This is a genomic window from Bifidobacterium bohemicum DSM 22767, from assembly GCF_000741525.1.
GTDB lineage: Bacteria > Actinomycetota > Actinomycetes > Actinomycetales > Bifidobacteriaceae > Bifidobacterium > Bifidobacterium bohemicum.
Genome location: NZ_JGYP01000004.1, coordinates 80,441 through 95,889 on the forward strand (window position 1 = coordinate 80,441; position 15,449 = coordinate 95,889).

At 62.5% G+C, this 15,449-nt stretch carries 8 protein-coding genes and 1 pseudogene; 7 read left to right on the forward strand and 2 right to left on the reverse strand.

From position 1 onward, the window contains the following. Positions 1 to 395: 395 nt before the first annotated feature. Both BBOH_RS06175 and BBOH_RS06180 read right to left on the reverse strand, forming a co-directional pair. Entirely contained in the window at positions 396 to 1,592 is a 1,197-nt protein-coding gene (locus tag BBOH_RS06175; protein ID WP_033521998.1) for an alpha/beta fold hydrolase, read from the reverse strand. A gap of 83 nt (positions 1,593 to 1,675) precedes the next feature. After that, entirely contained in the window at positions 1,676 to 4,507 is a 2,832-nt protein-coding gene (locus BBOH_RS06180; protein ID WP_033521996.1) for a S9 family peptidase, read from the reverse strand. A 1,147-nt stretch (positions 4,508 to 5,654) separates the two neighbouring features. Here BBOH_RS06180 and BBOH_RS06190 point away from each other — a divergent pair. The 7 genes and pseudogenes from BBOH_RS06190 to pknB all read left to right on the forward strand — a co-directional run bounded on the left by BBOH_RS06190 (position 5,655) and on the right by pknB (position 15,339). Then, entirely contained in the window at positions 5,655 to 6,356 is a 702-nt protein-coding gene (locus tag BBOH_RS06190) for an FhaA domain-containing protein (RefSeq protein ID WP_033521992.1), read from the forward strand. Between the two features lie 25 nt (positions 6,357 to 6,381). Continuing rightward, on the forward strand, positions 6,382 to 6,909 hold the full coding sequence (locus tag BBOH_RS06195) for an FHA domain-containing protein FhaB/FipA (protein WP_033521990.1): 528 nt from the start codon (positions 6,382 to 6,384) through the stop codon (positions 6,907 to 6,909). Positions 6,910 to 6,916: 7 nt separating this feature from the next. Beyond that, positions 6,917 to 8,752 (forward strand): PP2C family protein-serine/threonine phosphatase, encoded by a 1,836-nt coding sequence (locus BBOH_RS09590; protein ID WP_420305133.1) that lies wholly within the window; start codon positions 6,917 to 6,919, stop codon positions 8,750 to 8,752. Further along, the gene (locus BBOH_RS06205; RefSeq protein ID WP_081930381.1) at positions 8,749 to 10,419 is read left to right on the forward strand and encodes an FtsW/RodA/SpoVE family cell cycle protein; all 1,671 of its coding nucleotides are present in this window, start codon (positions 8,749 to 8,751) and stop codon (positions 10,417 to 10,419) included. The genes BBOH_RS09590 and BBOH_RS06205 overlap by 4 nt, the downstream gene beginning before the upstream one ends. Further along, on the forward strand, positions 10,416 to 11,882 hold the full coding sequence (locus BBOH_RS06210; protein WP_033521988.1) for a peptidoglycan D,D-transpeptidase FtsI family protein: 1,467 nt from the start codon (positions 10,416 to 10,418) through the stop codon (positions 11,880 to 11,882). Before BBOH_RS06205 ends, BBOH_RS06210 begins: the two co-directional genes overlap by 4 nt. Then, a pseudogene (locus tag BBOH_RS06215) lies at positions 11,879 to 12,790 on the forward strand (serine/threonine-protein kinase); the annotation flags it as partial. The gene BBOH_RS06210 and the pseudogene BBOH_RS06215, both read left to right, overlap by 4 nt. Before the next feature lie 434 nt (positions 12,791 to 13,224). Beyond that, positions 13,225 to 15,339 (forward strand): Stk1 family PASTA domain-containing Ser/Thr kinase, encoded by a 2,115-nt coding sequence (gene pknB, locus BBOH_RS06220; protein ID WP_033521986.1) that lies wholly within the window; start codon positions 13,225 to 13,227, stop codon positions 15,337 to 15,339. The last annotated feature ends 110 nt before the right edge of the window (positions 15,340 to 15,449 follow it).

A 15,449-nucleotide genomic window follows, 5' to 3' on the forward strand; every position in this document is an offset into this window, starting at 1 on the left:
GGCCACTCCCATATGTGTCACGCTAACGTATTGTATCATAAACACACCCGGCAATGGCACGAGTACCGTCTAATTAGTATACACGGATTACAGTTTCTTGTTCTCTTCTATGGGTCGGCCCTACCCGTACAACATTCCCAAAACGTTCCACTGTTTGCTTTCACCCATCCCCATCGTCACGGAACAAGCGCGAACTCGTCACATCGAACGAAGGCCGCCCGTCTCGGAACGCCGATACCGCGTGCTCCAGGCCGGGCGATTTCATGATTCGTCTAAGAGCATAACATAATCGAGGTTTGCCTATGAAAAGTGGCCAGAGACCAAGGAAACAGCAGCCAGAAAACGCACGTCTGGGGCCGGATGCGGGGATGGGACCATCGTCAAGAATGCCCCCTCTACTGGGCCTGAACGATCATCTCATCGATGGACTCCGCGAGAAAGTCGAAAATCCGCTCGAGGTAGTGGCCGAGAACGTCATTCGGCATGCTGAATATCTCATGGACCGAAGGCTCGATGCGTTCGAGGACCACATCGCCGCTTTCCGCCCGCACGGATTGCACGAAACGGTTCTGCACCTCGTTGCGAACCCATGTATCACGGCCTGCCTGGAACAGCAGAATCGGCGTCTGCACGCGGGCGCAGGATTCACGGTCCAGAATCGAACGACTCATCGCGAACGCCTGGGCGACCCAGCCGAAGGTCGCGGCGTTGGTCTGGTAATGGGCGTCCGCAGAGCGCATTTCGAAATATGACCGGACGCGGGGCTCTGAGGCGCCTTGGCTACGGGACATGTCGAACGTGCGCGGAAAGTCCTTTTGCCCCGGGGCGCGACGCTTGCCAAGGCCGATGGCGGTGGCAAGAGCGGAGGTCGGCGCGGCCAGGGCGGCCGGCATGCCTGTGACCGGCTCGATCATGGGCGAGGAAAGCACGGCGCGGTCGAACAGGGACGGGTATTTCTCCAGCACGGCGGCGCCGACGCCGCCACCCATCGAGTGGGCGTAAAGATGCATCGGTTTCCCGTTCGAATACGACCGCCCCACGGTGCGGGCGAACTTCGCTAGGTCCTCGGCGTATCGTCGCCAGTCATCGATCCAGACGAGATTCGGATCGGACACCTCGTGCGGCGAAAAGCCATGCCCCCTCTGTTCAAGGATGCACACCGAATAGCCGGCAAGCAGGAAATACCATGCCATTTCAGCGTATTTGGCGGCGAACTCCGTGAAACCGTGCGCGATGACGATGGAGCCTCGAAACGTGCCGCTTGCACCGGGGATGCTGAGCTGGTCGAATTCGGAAGCGTCATAGCAGACGTAGTGCAACGCGTTCGGCGCCGTGCTTACGTGACCCCCATCAGCGCCGTCGGTGGCCTGGAAGCCTGCGTCGTCAACTGTGTCGTGAACCGTGCCGGCGCCCGCCTCATCAACCGTATCGTCCCCGGCATCCTCACCGGGCGCATCGATGTCGCCGCCTCGCACCGCGACCACCTGAGTCGGCGGCATCCAACCCTCGTGGCGGCAACCCGCGAGCGCAGGCAGCACCACATCGCGCATCTGCCTGCCGTAATCACCTTCGTCGATCAGCGAAACCTGCATACCCACAGCCTATCGGTAGGGCCGCATCTGGACCTCCCCGACCCATCCGGATCGGGGGGGGGGAAGCACCGGGCGGTCGCCGTTCAAGCCTTCATGTCGAAGGCATCGTAGAGAAAGTCACGCTGGAGGGTCAAGAGGTTTTGGGCCACCGTCTCGTCGTTGGTCATGTGCGTGATGCCCGTCAGCGGCAGGTAGGTGTGTGGCCGACCGGCGGCCATGAGGGCCTGCGAAAGGCGTAGCGAGTGCGCGATGGTGACGTTGTCGTCCGCGAAGCCGTGGATGAGCATGAGGGGGCAGCGAAGCCTGGGCGCGTCCTCGATGATCGAGCTGCGACGGTAGACCTCGGGGTCGAGGCCAAGGTAGCGCTCGGTGTAATGCGTATCGTAGAGCGTCCAGTCGGTGGGCGGGGCCCCGGCGCACGCGGCGTGAATCACGTCCGGCGCGTCGAGCACGGCGAGCGCCGAGAGGAAGCCGCCGTAGGACCAGCCGATCATGGCCACATGGTCGAGGTCGGCTTCGGGCGCGGCCTGCGGCAGGGCTTTGACGACTTCTACCTGGTCGGCAAGGGCGATCGTTTTCATGTCCTCGAATATCTCGCGGTCCCATTTCGGACCTCGGCCGGTGGTGCCGCGCCCGTCCGCCGTGACGACGAGGAAGCCCTGATCGGCCCACCACTGCGATTCCCAGTAGCCGGCTTGGTTCATCGTGGCTTGTTGGAAGCCGGGTCCGCCGTAGGGCTTGAGCAGCACCGGCAGCTTGGCCGCGCCCGCGAACCGGCTGGATGCGCTGGGGCGAGTAATCGCGGTGAACTGGCGGTGTCCGCCGAGGCGCACGAACACGGTGTTCGGTGTGAAGCCTGGTTCAGCCGCGTGATTGAGGAGAGTGGCGCTGGCGGCGGTGTAACCGGAGTCGTTTGTAAGTACGTCGGCCTCGTTGACATTGGTCGGAGCTTTGATGGCGTCGGCGGTATCGACGGTATCGGCAGTATCGGTAGCGTTACCATTGCCGTCGCCGCCTTCATCACCATATTGCGATACATTATTATGAGCGTCTGCGATGCCTGCCGCAAGCGCGTGCACGACCTTCCCGCGGGCGTCGGTCATCCCTCGTCCGGAGACCACGATGCCGGCGCCCGCGCGGCTTGCGCTCCACGTGCCGGCGACGGCCGTGACCGGTGTCACCGTGCCGTCGAAACCGATGGTGACCACGTCGAAGCTACGGGCGTCGTGCAATCCCTCGTCGCCATGCCACGCAGCCGGCACAGCGGGCATGGAGCCACGCTCGGACGGGATTTCCAATGCCGCACGGTTAGAGCCGATCTGACCGGATTCATGAGTGCCGGCTTCATTAGCACGATCTACAGGCATCGGGGACCCGTCTGCGGCCTCGACCGGCGTGCGCTGCACCACGGCCAGCACGTTCTGGTCGCTCACGTCCAGCACCTCGCGCACCTGCCATCCGACCGGCGTGAAGGGCCGGCCGTCCACGGTCAGGCGGTTGGTGTCGGTGTCCATGTCGTTGAGGGCGCAGACCAGGCGACCCGTGCCGGGAGTGAAGGCCGGGGCGCCGAGCACGATGTCGATCCACTGGTCGTTGGCATGCTCCTCCAGCACGCGGGTGCGCCCGGTCGGGTCGACTTCGAGAACCTGGTCGCGCGTCTGCAAGCGGTTCTGCACCAGCACCAACGGGCCGTGACCTGCCTGCCAGCGCACCGCAGCCACATATTCGTAGGCTTTGCGGTCCCATGAAATGTTCTGCACATCGCAGCCGGCGTATCGCGCTCGGATCGTTTCGCCGGGATCGACGGCGTCGCCGTCCGGGCCATCCGTTTTTGAGGCATCGTTGAATTCCAGATGCGCCAGCATCAGACGCACGTCGGCGTTCCTCGTCAGCGCACGCGCGTACCGCCGCCCCTCCGCCGGTTTGCTGGGGTTGGCCGGGTCGCTGATATACCACATCGGCTCGGGCGAAGCGTCATACATCTCGAAGACGAGCCCGCGCGAGTCCGGAGCCCACCAGAAGCCGTCGTAGCGGTCCATCTCCTCCCCCGCCACGAACTCGGCCAGGCCAATTTTGCGGGTGCCTTCCGGGTCTTCCCCAACGGCCCAAACCGTGCTGAACCGGTCGCCGGAAGCATTGCAAACGCCGCCACCGCCGGCAGCATCCAGACCGTCCCACATCTCGGCCGCGCATGTGTGCGGGCGCGGACGCCCAGAAGCGTCGGCCGTGCCACCCCCGGTCCGGCCCAGCGCTTGGTCGTCGCCCCACGGGGCGATGTCCACCATGACCAACCGCGAGCCGGTGGTATACGCCACGTGCGCGCCATCCGGGGAAATACGTGGGTTGAGCACCGGCAGCCACGGGTTTTCACTCCCATCATCTGCGGTATCGCGGTCAACGCTCGCATCGTCACGACCCGCCGGGCCAGCGACGACGGCGTCACCGTCGACCCCACCGGCATCAGCCTCGCCCACCACAATCTGGCGGGTCCGCGCACCGTCCCCGTCCTCGTCGATCTCGGAAACGAAAAGCTGACCATTGATGGTGAAGGCGACCCGCCGCCCGGCCGCGTCGACCGAGTACGAGACGATGCCCTCCCCGCCTTCACGCGCACGCTCACGCCGTGCCAGCTCCTCGGCCGGCACATCCTCGTTGTCGGCATCGGCCAGCAGCTCGCGCGGGTCGGCCAGCAGCACCTCGCGATGTGGGTCAGCGTCAGCGTCTGCGTCACCGTTGGCGTCAAGCACGCTCATCCACAGCGCCGTGACGCGGTCTTCGGGCCCGTCGGAGCGCAGAAACAGCGCCCGCCGGCCGTCGCCAATCGCCTGGGCCGAGCGCGGAGCCCCGCAGGAGAATCGGAGGGTTCGCGCCCGAAGCCTCGGGAATTCAGCAATCGCATCTTTCGTATCGTTCATAGCCCCAGTATAGTGAACATGGGTGTCACGTTGAATTCCGTAAAAACCAAGGAAGGATGCAACTCAGGGCGCCGGCACGATTCGATTGATACGATAGGTGATACGATGCAAAGCATCGCTGCGATTCCCGCATTGCAGCACGCCAACGACCCGAGTGAAGCCGTGCCGAGCCAGTCATTCGCTGAAGCCGCGCAGGAGCACAGCCTCCCCCCCCAGTCCGGCCCGGAATCATGCAACTGCCCGAATCTACACGCGGCGAATCCATTCCCGACTTTGCACGGAAGCATGGCAAGTCACCCACGCGCAGGTTCAGACGCTCACCGGGATGTCATATGCTTCAGCGTCCAGCGCACTGCAAAATCTCATTCAAAGCGACACACTCGAACGCATCGGCGCGGGACCGAAAACCGCATGCCGCCTTAGCCGATAGGCTGGGTGCGAGCGCACGGCCAACCCGCACGCCACTGCCGACTGGCCTACTCGAACCAGATGCAGGAAACACTTGTGGCGCAAGAGGCTCGCTAACGCACGGCCAGATGAACCTTTTTCAGCAAACACAACCGTCCCTGCCGAAAAAGGTTCATCTGGCCGTGCTAACTGACCCCTTTTCGGCACAACCGAAAGTGCCTGCCGAAAAAGGTTCATTTAAGCGCTCTAACTGACCCCTTTTCGGCAGAAGCTTAAGTCTCTGCCGAAAAACAGCCGCAAATGAAATGGCGTCTGCCCGTTTCATGACGAATAACAGATTTTGCGCCGCTTTCCGCTCTTTTATCCTTCGGGAGAACCGCGTGACCGTGCTCAGAGTCGTCACTGCCGCCCTGCTCGCGATCATCGCGGTGCCACGACCTGGCCGCACGCCGCGTGACGCATGACGCATCATCAGCCGACCGGACGAAGCCGACGACCGCAATGCGCAAACGTACGTCAGGCCAAACCCCCTTCGCCACGGTGCGGCCAGACGCACGACGTTCCAGACACACGATTCCGGCGAATATCGACGCTGAACCGTACTGCCGATCTCCGAAAACGACGAGCCGAAAAGCGGCCGAAAAGCGCCTGAATGAAGAAATTGCGGGGATTGTACGGCGGCCGTCCGTAACGTTGGCTCCGACGCGTAGAGTATTCTAGTAATTAGAAAGGGGCAACTATGAGCGTTCTCGATCGATTTGAGAAAAGCGTCGAAGGAGCCGTGAACGGTGTCTTCTCAAAGTTCGGCTCGAAAGACCTGCAGCCGGTCGACCTGTCCAGCGCGCTCGAACGGGAGATTGACGCCGAGGCCATGCCGGTCGGGCGCGACCGCACGGTCGCTCCGAACGAATACCGCTTCAAGCTGAGCACGCCGGACTTCGACCACATCGAACAGTGGGGCAGCGAGACGCTGGCCAATGAGCTCGCGGACAATCTGACCCACTACGCCAAGACCCAGCATTATGCCTTCGTCGGTCCGGTGGTCGTGATTTTCGAGGAGGACCTCGACCTGAGCAAGAGCAACTTCAAACTCACCTCCGAATCCGTTCAGGGCAACGCGGTGCCCGTCACCACCGACGACCAGGCGGAAGACAGCCCGATGCTTGAGATCAATGACAACCAGTATCTGCTGACCAAGGAGAAGACGGTGATAGGTCGCGGCTCCGGCTGCGACATCGTCATCGACGACCCCGGCATCTCCCGCAATCATCTCGAGATCGACATCACCGGCAACGGCGTGATCGCCCGCGACCTCGGCTCCACGAACGGCACGTACGTCGAGGGTCATCAGGTCCCCGCCGCCACGCTGCTCGACGGCAACACAATCACCATCGGTCGCACCCGCATCCTGTACTGGGCCTCATCGCAGGATCAGGAATAGCGGTTAGCGAAAGGCCGATATTCGCATGATCACCGAACTCACCTTCGCGATTCTCAAGTACGGGTTCCTCGCCCTGCTTTGGGTATTCGTCTGGCTTGCCGTCCGTTCGCTCAGGCGCGACGTGGAGACGCTCAGCCCACGCAAGTCGCGGGCTCACCGCAAGTCGGCCCGACGCGCAAAGAAGACGGTCGAGACCCAGCCGGCACGGGCGGCCGCCAATGTGGCCTCCGTGGCCCGCGGCAACGTCGGGGATTCGGGCTCCCCCACATTGCTGACCATCATCGACGGGCCTTTGGCGGGTTCGTCGGTGCCGCTCAGCGGCGGAACGATCACTTTGGGACGCTCGTCGTCCAACACGCTGGTGCTGGACGACGAATTCGTCTCCTCCCATCACGCACGCGTTTACCGTGACCCATCTTCCGGCTCCTGGGCCATCGAGGACCTAGGCAGCACCAACGGAACCATCGTCAATCACACTCGTATCACAAAACCGGTCACCCTGCCGGTCGGCATTGCCGTGCGCATCGGCGCCACGACGTTCGAACTGAGGTGATCCACGCATGACAGGCGCCACGAACGAACAGAACGACAAACAGGACACCATTCTTATCCCCCGGTCCGTCGGCGACACAGCACAACCACCATCGCAATCCCAGCCTCTTTACCTTTACTCGACCACCGTCTCCGATGTCGGAACGGTGCGCAGCAATAACCAGGACTCCTCATTCGCCGGATCGCATCTGATCGCCGTGTGCGACGGCATGGGCGGTCACGCGGGCGGGGACACGGCCTCGACCATAGCCGTCCGGTCGTTGGCGCATATAGAACTGAGCGACGATGATGTGGCGTCAATCGCGCCGATGATGACGACAAGCGTCATGGCCGCGCACGACGCCATCGTGGGCAAGGCGAAACGCGAGCGCAGACTGGCCGGCATGGGCACCACCGTCACAGCAGTCAGCCTGGCGGAGGGCCATTGGGTCATCACGCATATCGGCGACTCCCGCGCCTACCTTTTGCGCGATGGCAAGTTGCGCCGCATGACGCAGGACCACAGCTACGTGCAGCACCTGATCGACACCGGCCATATTACGGCGGCCGAGGCGCGCAACCATCCGCAACGCAACGTGGTGATGCGCGTGCTGGGTGATTTCGACATCGATCCCCGTCCCGACATCGGCGTGTTCGAGGCGCGTCCGTCCGACCGTTGGCTGTTGTGTTCCGACGGTTTGTGCGGGGTTCTTGAGGACTCCACCATAGAGGAGACGATGGTGGCGGTCCGCGACGAGGAGGAATGCGCCCAACAGCTCGTGGCGATGGCCTTGAAGGCAGGGAGCACCGATAACGTGACGGCGGTGATCGGCGACGCCACTCTCGCCTTGGACGCGGATTCGTTCGATGTGCCTCACCAGACGCCCCTGGTTGGGGGCGCGGCCAGTTCGAGTCTTGAGGCGATCGCCGACATCGTCAAGGAAACCGTGGCGTTGGCGCCGGCGTTACGCTTGGGCAAAGGCTCACCCGCCCAGCGGGCGGCCGCCTTGGCGCACCGTGGCGACGCCGGTTCAGGGACAGGATCGGGAGACCTGGCAGAATCGGGCGACCTGTTCGGCACGTCTAACGGGGCCGGCACGGATGGCCGGATCGGCGCATCCGTCGGAAGCGACTCGGCCCGTCCGGCCCGGAACCCGAACGGGGTCGGCGGCCGGCAGGGCGCCGGGATTGATGATTCCGGCCATGGCGATGGCAAGTCAACCGGTGAGGCACGGACTTTGATCGCGGAACCGTCCGCCGTGCGGGACGAGGAAGACGTCAAGGCCAGCATGGATACCGGCGAGATTCCGGTGGTCAAGAAACGGGACGGACGGATTTCCGCCGATCCCAACGACCCCGAAGTGGCCAGGGCCATCCGAAAGGAACGCCAACGGGAGAACCAAGCGTGGCGCAGGCGCAGGTTCCGCATGCGTGTCGCGATCATCGCGGCGGCCGTGGTTGCCCTTATCGCCTTGCTGATCGGCGGAACCGTGGCGTACCGGTGGAGCCAGTCGAAGTATTATCTGGGTCAAAGCGACGATGTCGTGGCGATATATCAGGGTGTGAGCACCAACGTATTCGGCCTGAATCTTTCGCATGAAGTCGAATCGACCGGCATCGAGCTTGATGACCTACCGCAATCATGGAACGACGCGCTTGAGGAGGGCATCAGCTTCGATTCACTGCCTGAGGCCCGTAGCCATGCCGCAATGATCAAAAAGGAAGTCAAGCGTTTGCAACAAGACCAGGACAGGAATGGCAAGAACGGAACGCACGCCGCCACACCTTTGCCTTGGCCGAACGCCCCTTCCGGCGCCAGCCGCTCCGAGACTCGGCCGGCCTCCCCGAAGGCGGCGGTTCAATGATCGCCACGCGCCTCCGTCAGATCTCGCTTCTCCTGTTTTCAATCGCGCTGAGCGCCATCGCCTTCTTCCAGCTTTACGCACGGGACCGTGCCGCCGTGTCAGGCGGATTGAGGCTGCTTCTGGTGACGGCAACGATCCTGTTCCTGGCGCTCTGGACCCTGTTGCTGAGGTTCCAGCCATATGCGAGCCAGTCAATTCTGCCGTGCGTTCTGCTGCTCACCGCCATCGGCACGATGATGATCGCACGCATCGACCATACCAAGCACACGCATGTGGCCGTCACGCAACTGGTGTGGGTGTGCGTGGCGCTAGTCCTCGTCTGCGTGCTGATCGTATGCTTGCGGGACTATCGCGTATTACGCCGCTTCTCGTATGTGAGCATGGTGGTGGGCCTTGTGCTGCTGCTCTCGCCCATGATACCGGGACTGGGCAAGGAGACCGGCGGGGCCCGCGTGTGGATTGGCATCGGCTCGCGCACCATGCAGCCCAGCGAATTCGCGAAGCTGTTCCTCTCCTTCTTCTTCGCCGCGTACCTGTTCGACCACCGGGATCAGCTCGCAGTGGGCGGCAGAAAGCTGTTCGGCCTGCAAATGCCACGAATCCGCGACCTCGGTCCCATCGCCATCGTGTGGGCCGCTTCAATCGGCGTGCTCGTCCTGCAGCATGACCTCGGCACCTCGCTGATGTTCTTCGCCATGTTCGTCTCGATGCTGTACGTGTCCACCGGGCGCGGCAGTTGGCTCGTCATCGGAGGCATCGCGTTCATCGCGGCCGCCGTGCTCGCCATGAACATATTCCCCCATGTGGGCTACCGCGTCGATGGCTGGCTACACCCGTTCGACCCGCAGGTCTACGGCCGGAAGTACGGCAGTTCGTACCAGCTGGTCACAGGCCTGTTCGGCATGGCCGCGGGCGGCCTTCTGGGAACGGGCATCGGCCAGGGGCATCCTTCGCTCACGCCACTGGGCAATTCCGACTTCATCTACGCCTCGCTCGGCGAGGAACTCGGATTGACCGGGCTCATGGCGATCCTCGTGCTGTATTTCATCATCGTCACTTCCGGCCTGATCACGGCCATGAAGATCAAGGACGGTTTCGGCAAACTGCTAGCTTCGGGACTAGCCTTCACGATGGCTTTCCAGGTCTTCACCGTCGTCGGCGGCATCACGCTGGTCATTCCGATGACCGGGCTCACCCTGCCGTACATGGCCGCAGGCGGCTCGTCCCTCGTCGCGAACTATATCCTTGCGGCGCTGCTCATCGTCATTTCGAACTGGGCCAACAAACCGCACGAAGACGACAAACTGTCCGCAACCATGCAATATGAGGCTTTGATCGCACTCAACGGCCGTACAGCCAACAGGAAACGCGGCGGGGGCGGCGGTGAACGCCAGGGTCACGCCACCTCCCCGGCAATCGTTGCCGGTTCCCCCAATCCCGACGGTTYCCCCAATCCCGACGGTTTCCCCAATCCCGACGRYTYCCCCAATTCCGGCGATCACAGCGATCCCGGCAATCCCCAAGGAGCCACACAGCCAATCGAACGCCCCGCGCCGACCAGCGATTTCAACGCCGCCATTGCCGCCGATCCCGATCATGTAGAAGATTCCGACGACACCGACGGCCTGGCCAAGCTTGCCCAGGCCCTGAACGGAGGCCAGCTATGAACAAATACCTCCGTCAGCTGTTCACGGCCGTCATCGTACTGTTCACGATCCTGGGCCTATCGAGCAGCATCATCACGGCAGTCCAGGCGACCGAACTGAACCGCAACTCGCTCAACCTCAGGGGTCTGTACCATCTGTACGGCGCGCCCCGCGGCTCGATCCTCGCCTCCGACGGCACGGTGATGGCCAAATCCGACCCGGTCAACGACTCCTTCGAGTACCAACGCTCCTACTCAAACGGCGCATTATACGCGCCCGTGACCGGATTCTTCTCAATCAGCCAAGGCACCGACCGAGGCATCGAATCCTCCCGCAACCGGCTGCTGACCGGCGAATCCGACGAACTGTTCTTCGAAAAGGCCAAAGCCCTGTTCACCGGCAACGAGAACAAAGGCGCCTCAATCGAGACCTCGATCGACACCAAGCTGCAAGCGACCGCCTACCAGGCACTCGGTGGCCTCGACGGGGCCGCAGTGGCCATCGAACCCAAGACCGGGCGCATTCTGGCCATGGTCTCCACACCAAGCTACGACCCATCGGCACTGGCGAGCCACGACGCGAAGACGGTCAACGAGAACTACAACCAGCTTTCGCAAGGCACCGAAAGCCCGATGGTCAACCACGCGATTTCACAGCTCTACCCACCCGGGTCCACATTCAAAACGGTGGTGGCCACGGCCGCGCTGGAATCCGGCAACTACCATCCCGACACCCAGATTCCCGCTGGCGCAAGCTACACGCTGCCAAACACCAACACCCAGTTGCCCAACGCCGTCTGGCAGGCCAACGGCAAAGACGGCAGAATATCCTTGGAGGATGCGCTCGCATACTCCTCGAACACCGCATTCGCGCAGCTCGGGGTCTCCTTGGGTGCAGAGACCGTCAAGACGCAGGCGGAAAAGTTCGGATTCGGCCAGCCCATTCACGTGGACGGCAGCAATTCGACGGGCAACATCATGCAGGCCATATCGTCGAAGTTCCCGGAGAATCCCAGCCCTGACAAACTCGCTCTGGCGTCAATCGGGCAGGGTGACGTTCAGACCACACCCCTGCAAGACGCCCTGATCGCCTCGGCCGTGGCCAACGGGGGCGTGCTCATGAGACCCACCCTGGTCGACCGTGTGCGCTCCAGCGATCTTTCGGTGATCTCCAAAACCACGCCCACGGTCATGAACCGGACGATGAGCGGCAACACGGCGTCGACAATGAACCAGATGATGAGAGCCGTGATCGTCAAAGACAATCCGGACCTCGCCATCCCCGGCGTGGAAGTGGCCGCAAAAACCGGCACCGCGCAAATCGGGGTGTCCAATGCAAGCATAGACGGTTGGGTGATCGGTTTCGCTCCGGCGGACGATCCGAAAATCGCGGTCGCGGTGGTAGTCCACAATACTAATTTGCTTGGCAGCATGGCGGCCGGGCCGATCATGAAGGCCATGTTTGAGGAGGCGCTGGGCAAATGAGACTCGTAGAAGGACAGCTGGTTCACAGCCGTTACCGCCTCGATGAAAGACTGGCGCAAGGCGGGATGGGCGAGGTCTGGAAGGGCTTCGACATCCAGCTGGGGCGCGTGGTGGCCATCAAGGCCTTACGCAGCGACCTGAACGACGAGAAGGAACTGGAAGCCAGGCGGCGTCGCTTGCGGATGGAGGCCCATAATTCCGCCGATCTCGCACACCCGAACATCGCGGCGCTTTTCGAGTACTATGAGCATGACGACATCGGCTTCCTCATCATGGAATACGTGGACAGCGAGTCGCTGGCCGACCTCTACCGCGAGCGCAAGACCATGGACCCGCTCGAGTTGCTTCCGATTCTGGTGCAGGTGGCGCGCGGCCTGTATGTGGCCCATTCGCACGGCATCATTCACCGGGACGTCAAACCGGCCAACATCATGGTCTCCCAAGACGGCGAAGTGAAAATAACGGACTTTGGTGTGTCATATTCCACCAATCAGGCGCAGATCACCCAGGACGGCATGGTCGTGGGCACGGCGCAGTACATCTCCCCCGAGCAGGCGCAGGGCAATACCGCCACGCCTCAATCCGACATCTATTCACTGGGCGTCGTCGCCTACGAAGGACTGGCCGGGCAGCGCCCCTTCACCGGCGCCACGCCGGTGGATATCGCAGCGGCTCACGTCAACGACGCACCGCCGCCACTGCCCACGTACGTCGACGTGCAACTGGCACAGTTCGTCATGTCCATGCTTTCCAAGGATCCACGCGACCGTCCGAAGGATGCGCTGGTGGTCTCCCGCACCCTTTCGCGCATTGAGCGACGGCTGTTCGACCAGGAGTCCGCCCGCAATGGGCAAACGGTCATTTCACGCGACGGGCGCATCGCACGCCGTGTGGTCAGCGCGCCGTATACCGGCGAGGGGACCGTGGCGGGCGGACACCCCTCTTCCCCGCTTCCTGATGGAGGCGTGCCGTCACAAGTGGGGTACGGTAGCCAGGACTCTGCTCAGCCCCGGACCCATTCCGATGGTCGTGCCATCGGTGCCGCACCCGTGACGGGCCGGACGCCAGAGGAGCCGCACGATTCGGCCGCACCCAACACGACGGATACAGCCGACATAGATGCCATCGATTCCGATCAATCACCTCAATCCAGCGGGTTCAGCCCCACTGCACAAAAAGCCATGCGGACCATGACCGAGACGTTGCGCGCGATCAATGATATCCCGATTCCTCGGGTCGGACCAGGGGTTTCGGCGTCGTACACGCCCGAGCAGCCTGCATCCGGCGTACTGCACACGGAGCCCGCGCAAGAGGCGTCAGGAAAATTTAAGAAGGAGCAGCAATGAGCACGAATATGCCCTTATCACTGGCAAACGGCCGGTACCAGCTCAACCAACTCATCGGCCGCGGCGGGATGGCGCAGGTATACGTCGCGCAGGACACTCGGCTGGGACGTATCGTGGCCGTCAAGGTCATGCGTTCCGACCTGGCCAACGACGAGATCTTCCTCAAGCGCTTCCGTCGTGAGGCCCACGCGGTGGCGCAGATGAACAACGTGAACATCGTCAACATCTACGATTCCGGCGAGGAGACGTTCACCGACGAGGACGGAACGACCGAATGCGTGCCGTACATCGTGATGGAGTACGTCAAAGGCCAGACGCTACGCGACATCCTCAAGGCCAATGGCGCGTTGAGCCAGCGCGACAGCGAACAGGTGATGTTGGGCGTTTTGAACGCGCTGGACTATTCGCATCGTATGGGCATCATCCACCGTGACATCAAGCCTGGCAACATCATGATCAGCGATCAGGGCATCGTCAAGGTCATGGACTTCGGCATCGCGCGGGCCCTTGACGACTCAGCCGCCACGATGACGCAGTCGCAGGGCGTGGTGGGCACGGCCCAATACCTTTCCCCCGAACAGGCGCGGGGCGAGAATGTGGACATGCGCAGCGACCTGTACTCGGCAGGTTGCGTCCTGTATGAGATGCTCACCGGGCGCGCGCCGTTCAACGGGGATTCGGCCGTCGCGATTGCCTACCAGCATGTTTCGGAGGTCGCCACTCCTCCAAGCACCGTCGTGCCGGGGCTGCCGAAGATGTGGAACCAGATCTGCGCGAAGGCTATGGCCAAGGACCGCCAGAATCGGTATTCCACGGCAGCGGAGTTCCGTAACGACATTCTCACCTTCATGAACGGGGGCGTGCCCGTGGCGGCGGCATTCAATCCGCTCACGGATTTGTCGAACATGAAACAGCGCAGACAGGCCGAGGAGACGGCCGCCACCGAGGCTCTCAACCCCGTCGAGACCACGGCCACCCAGGCCTTCGATCCACTGACGGGCACGTTCAGCGGGCCAATCTCACCGGCGGCCGTGGCGACAGCGCCTAACCGCACAGAGCAGCGTGAGGCCGATGGGAAGAAACGCAAGAAGAAACGCAACATCATCATCGCCTCTGTGGTCGGCGCCATTGTGGTGCTGCTGGCCGCACTGAGCCTCGGGTATGCGCTGACGCACAGGCCCAAGGCGGAGATGGTGACGGTACCTACCTTCACTTCTACGACCACCGAGGATCTGGCGCGGGAGAAACTGACCAGCACCGGGCTCAAAATGAAGGTGGAGGAGGACACCGACTCCACCGAGCCGAAAGGCACCTTCACGGCGCAGTCGCCCAAGGGCGGCAGGAAGGCGCCGAAGGGATCGACCGTGAAGGTCTGGTTCTCCGCCGGCCCGCAGTCCTCGCATGTGCCTGACGTCAAAGGCAGGTCGCAGGAGGAGGCGCGTTCGATCCTCACGAAGGCCGGGTTCAAGGTCTCCGCCTCGACGAAGACCGAAGACAGCGGGGACGTGGCGAAGAACCAGGTGACACGAACCGACCCTCCCGCAGGTTCGACGACCGAGAAGGGCTCCCTTCTCACGCTCTATGTCTCTTCCGGCATGACGAAGGTACCGGATTTCACCGGGCAGCCGAAGGACCAGGCCGTCAGAGCCCTTTCCGACGCACACTTCAATGTGGTGGTCGAATCAGAAACCTCCGACTCCGTGGAGAAGGATCAGGTGACACGCACGGATCCCGCCGCCGGATCCTTGGTGCCGCAAAAATCCACCATTACCATATATGTCTCGCAGGGCAAGCAACAGCTGATCGTGCCATATGTGTCCACTGGGACCAGGTATGGTGTGGCGAAGGCCGAGCTGGAAGCGGCCGGGTTCCATGTTTCGGTGGCCTCCGGCAACCCGAGTGACGATAACGCCATCGTCACCGGCATATCGCCCTCGGCGGGCTCACAGGCGCCCAAAGGCAGCACGATCATAGTCAGTACGCAGGCGGCGCCAACCGTCAACAGTGGTGGCAACGGAAGCGGAAACAGCGGCAACGGAAGCAACAACAGTAACAGTAACAACAACGCAAGCAACAACGGCACCGGCAATTCGCCGGGCGACCGGGAATGACTTGCCCGGGTTGGAACCGATTGTAAGACCTTGTCGGAAGTACTCAATTCCGGCAAGGTCTTATGCTTTGTGACGGCATGTTCCCCGTTTGTTTGTGGCTGTGCCAGGGA

What these genes read in the sequence shown, in the direction of transcription:
- BBOH_RS09590 (WP_420305133.1), top strand. Translation starts at nt 6,917, where the DNA reads ATGACAGGCGCCACGAACGAACAGAACGACAAACAGGACACCATTCTT.
- BBOH_RS06180 (WP_033521996.1), bottom strand. Translation starts at nt 4,507, where the DNA reads ATGAACGATACGAAAGATGCGATTGCTGAATTCCCGAGGCTTCGGGCG.
- pknB (WP_033521986.1), top strand. Translation starts at nt 13,225, where the DNA reads ATGAGCACGAATATGCCCTTATCACTGGCAAACGGCCGGTACCAGCTC.
- BBOH_RS06190 (WP_033521992.1), top strand. Translation starts at nt 5,655, where the DNA reads ATGAGCGTTCTCGATCGATTTGAGAAAAGCGTCGAAGGAGCCGTGAAC.
- BBOH_RS06175 (WP_033521998.1), bottom strand. Translation starts at nt 1,592, where the DNA reads ATGCAGGTTTCGCTGATCGACGAAGGTGATTACGGCAGGCAGATGCGC.
- BBOH_RS06195 (WP_033521990.1), top strand. Translation starts at nt 6,382, where the DNA reads ATGATCACCGAACTCACCTTCGCGATTCTCAAGTACGGGTTCCTCGCC.
- BBOH_RS06210 (WP_033521988.1), top strand. Translation starts at nt 10,416, where the DNA reads ATGAACAAATACCTCCGTCAGCTGTTCACGGCCGTCATCGTACTGTTC.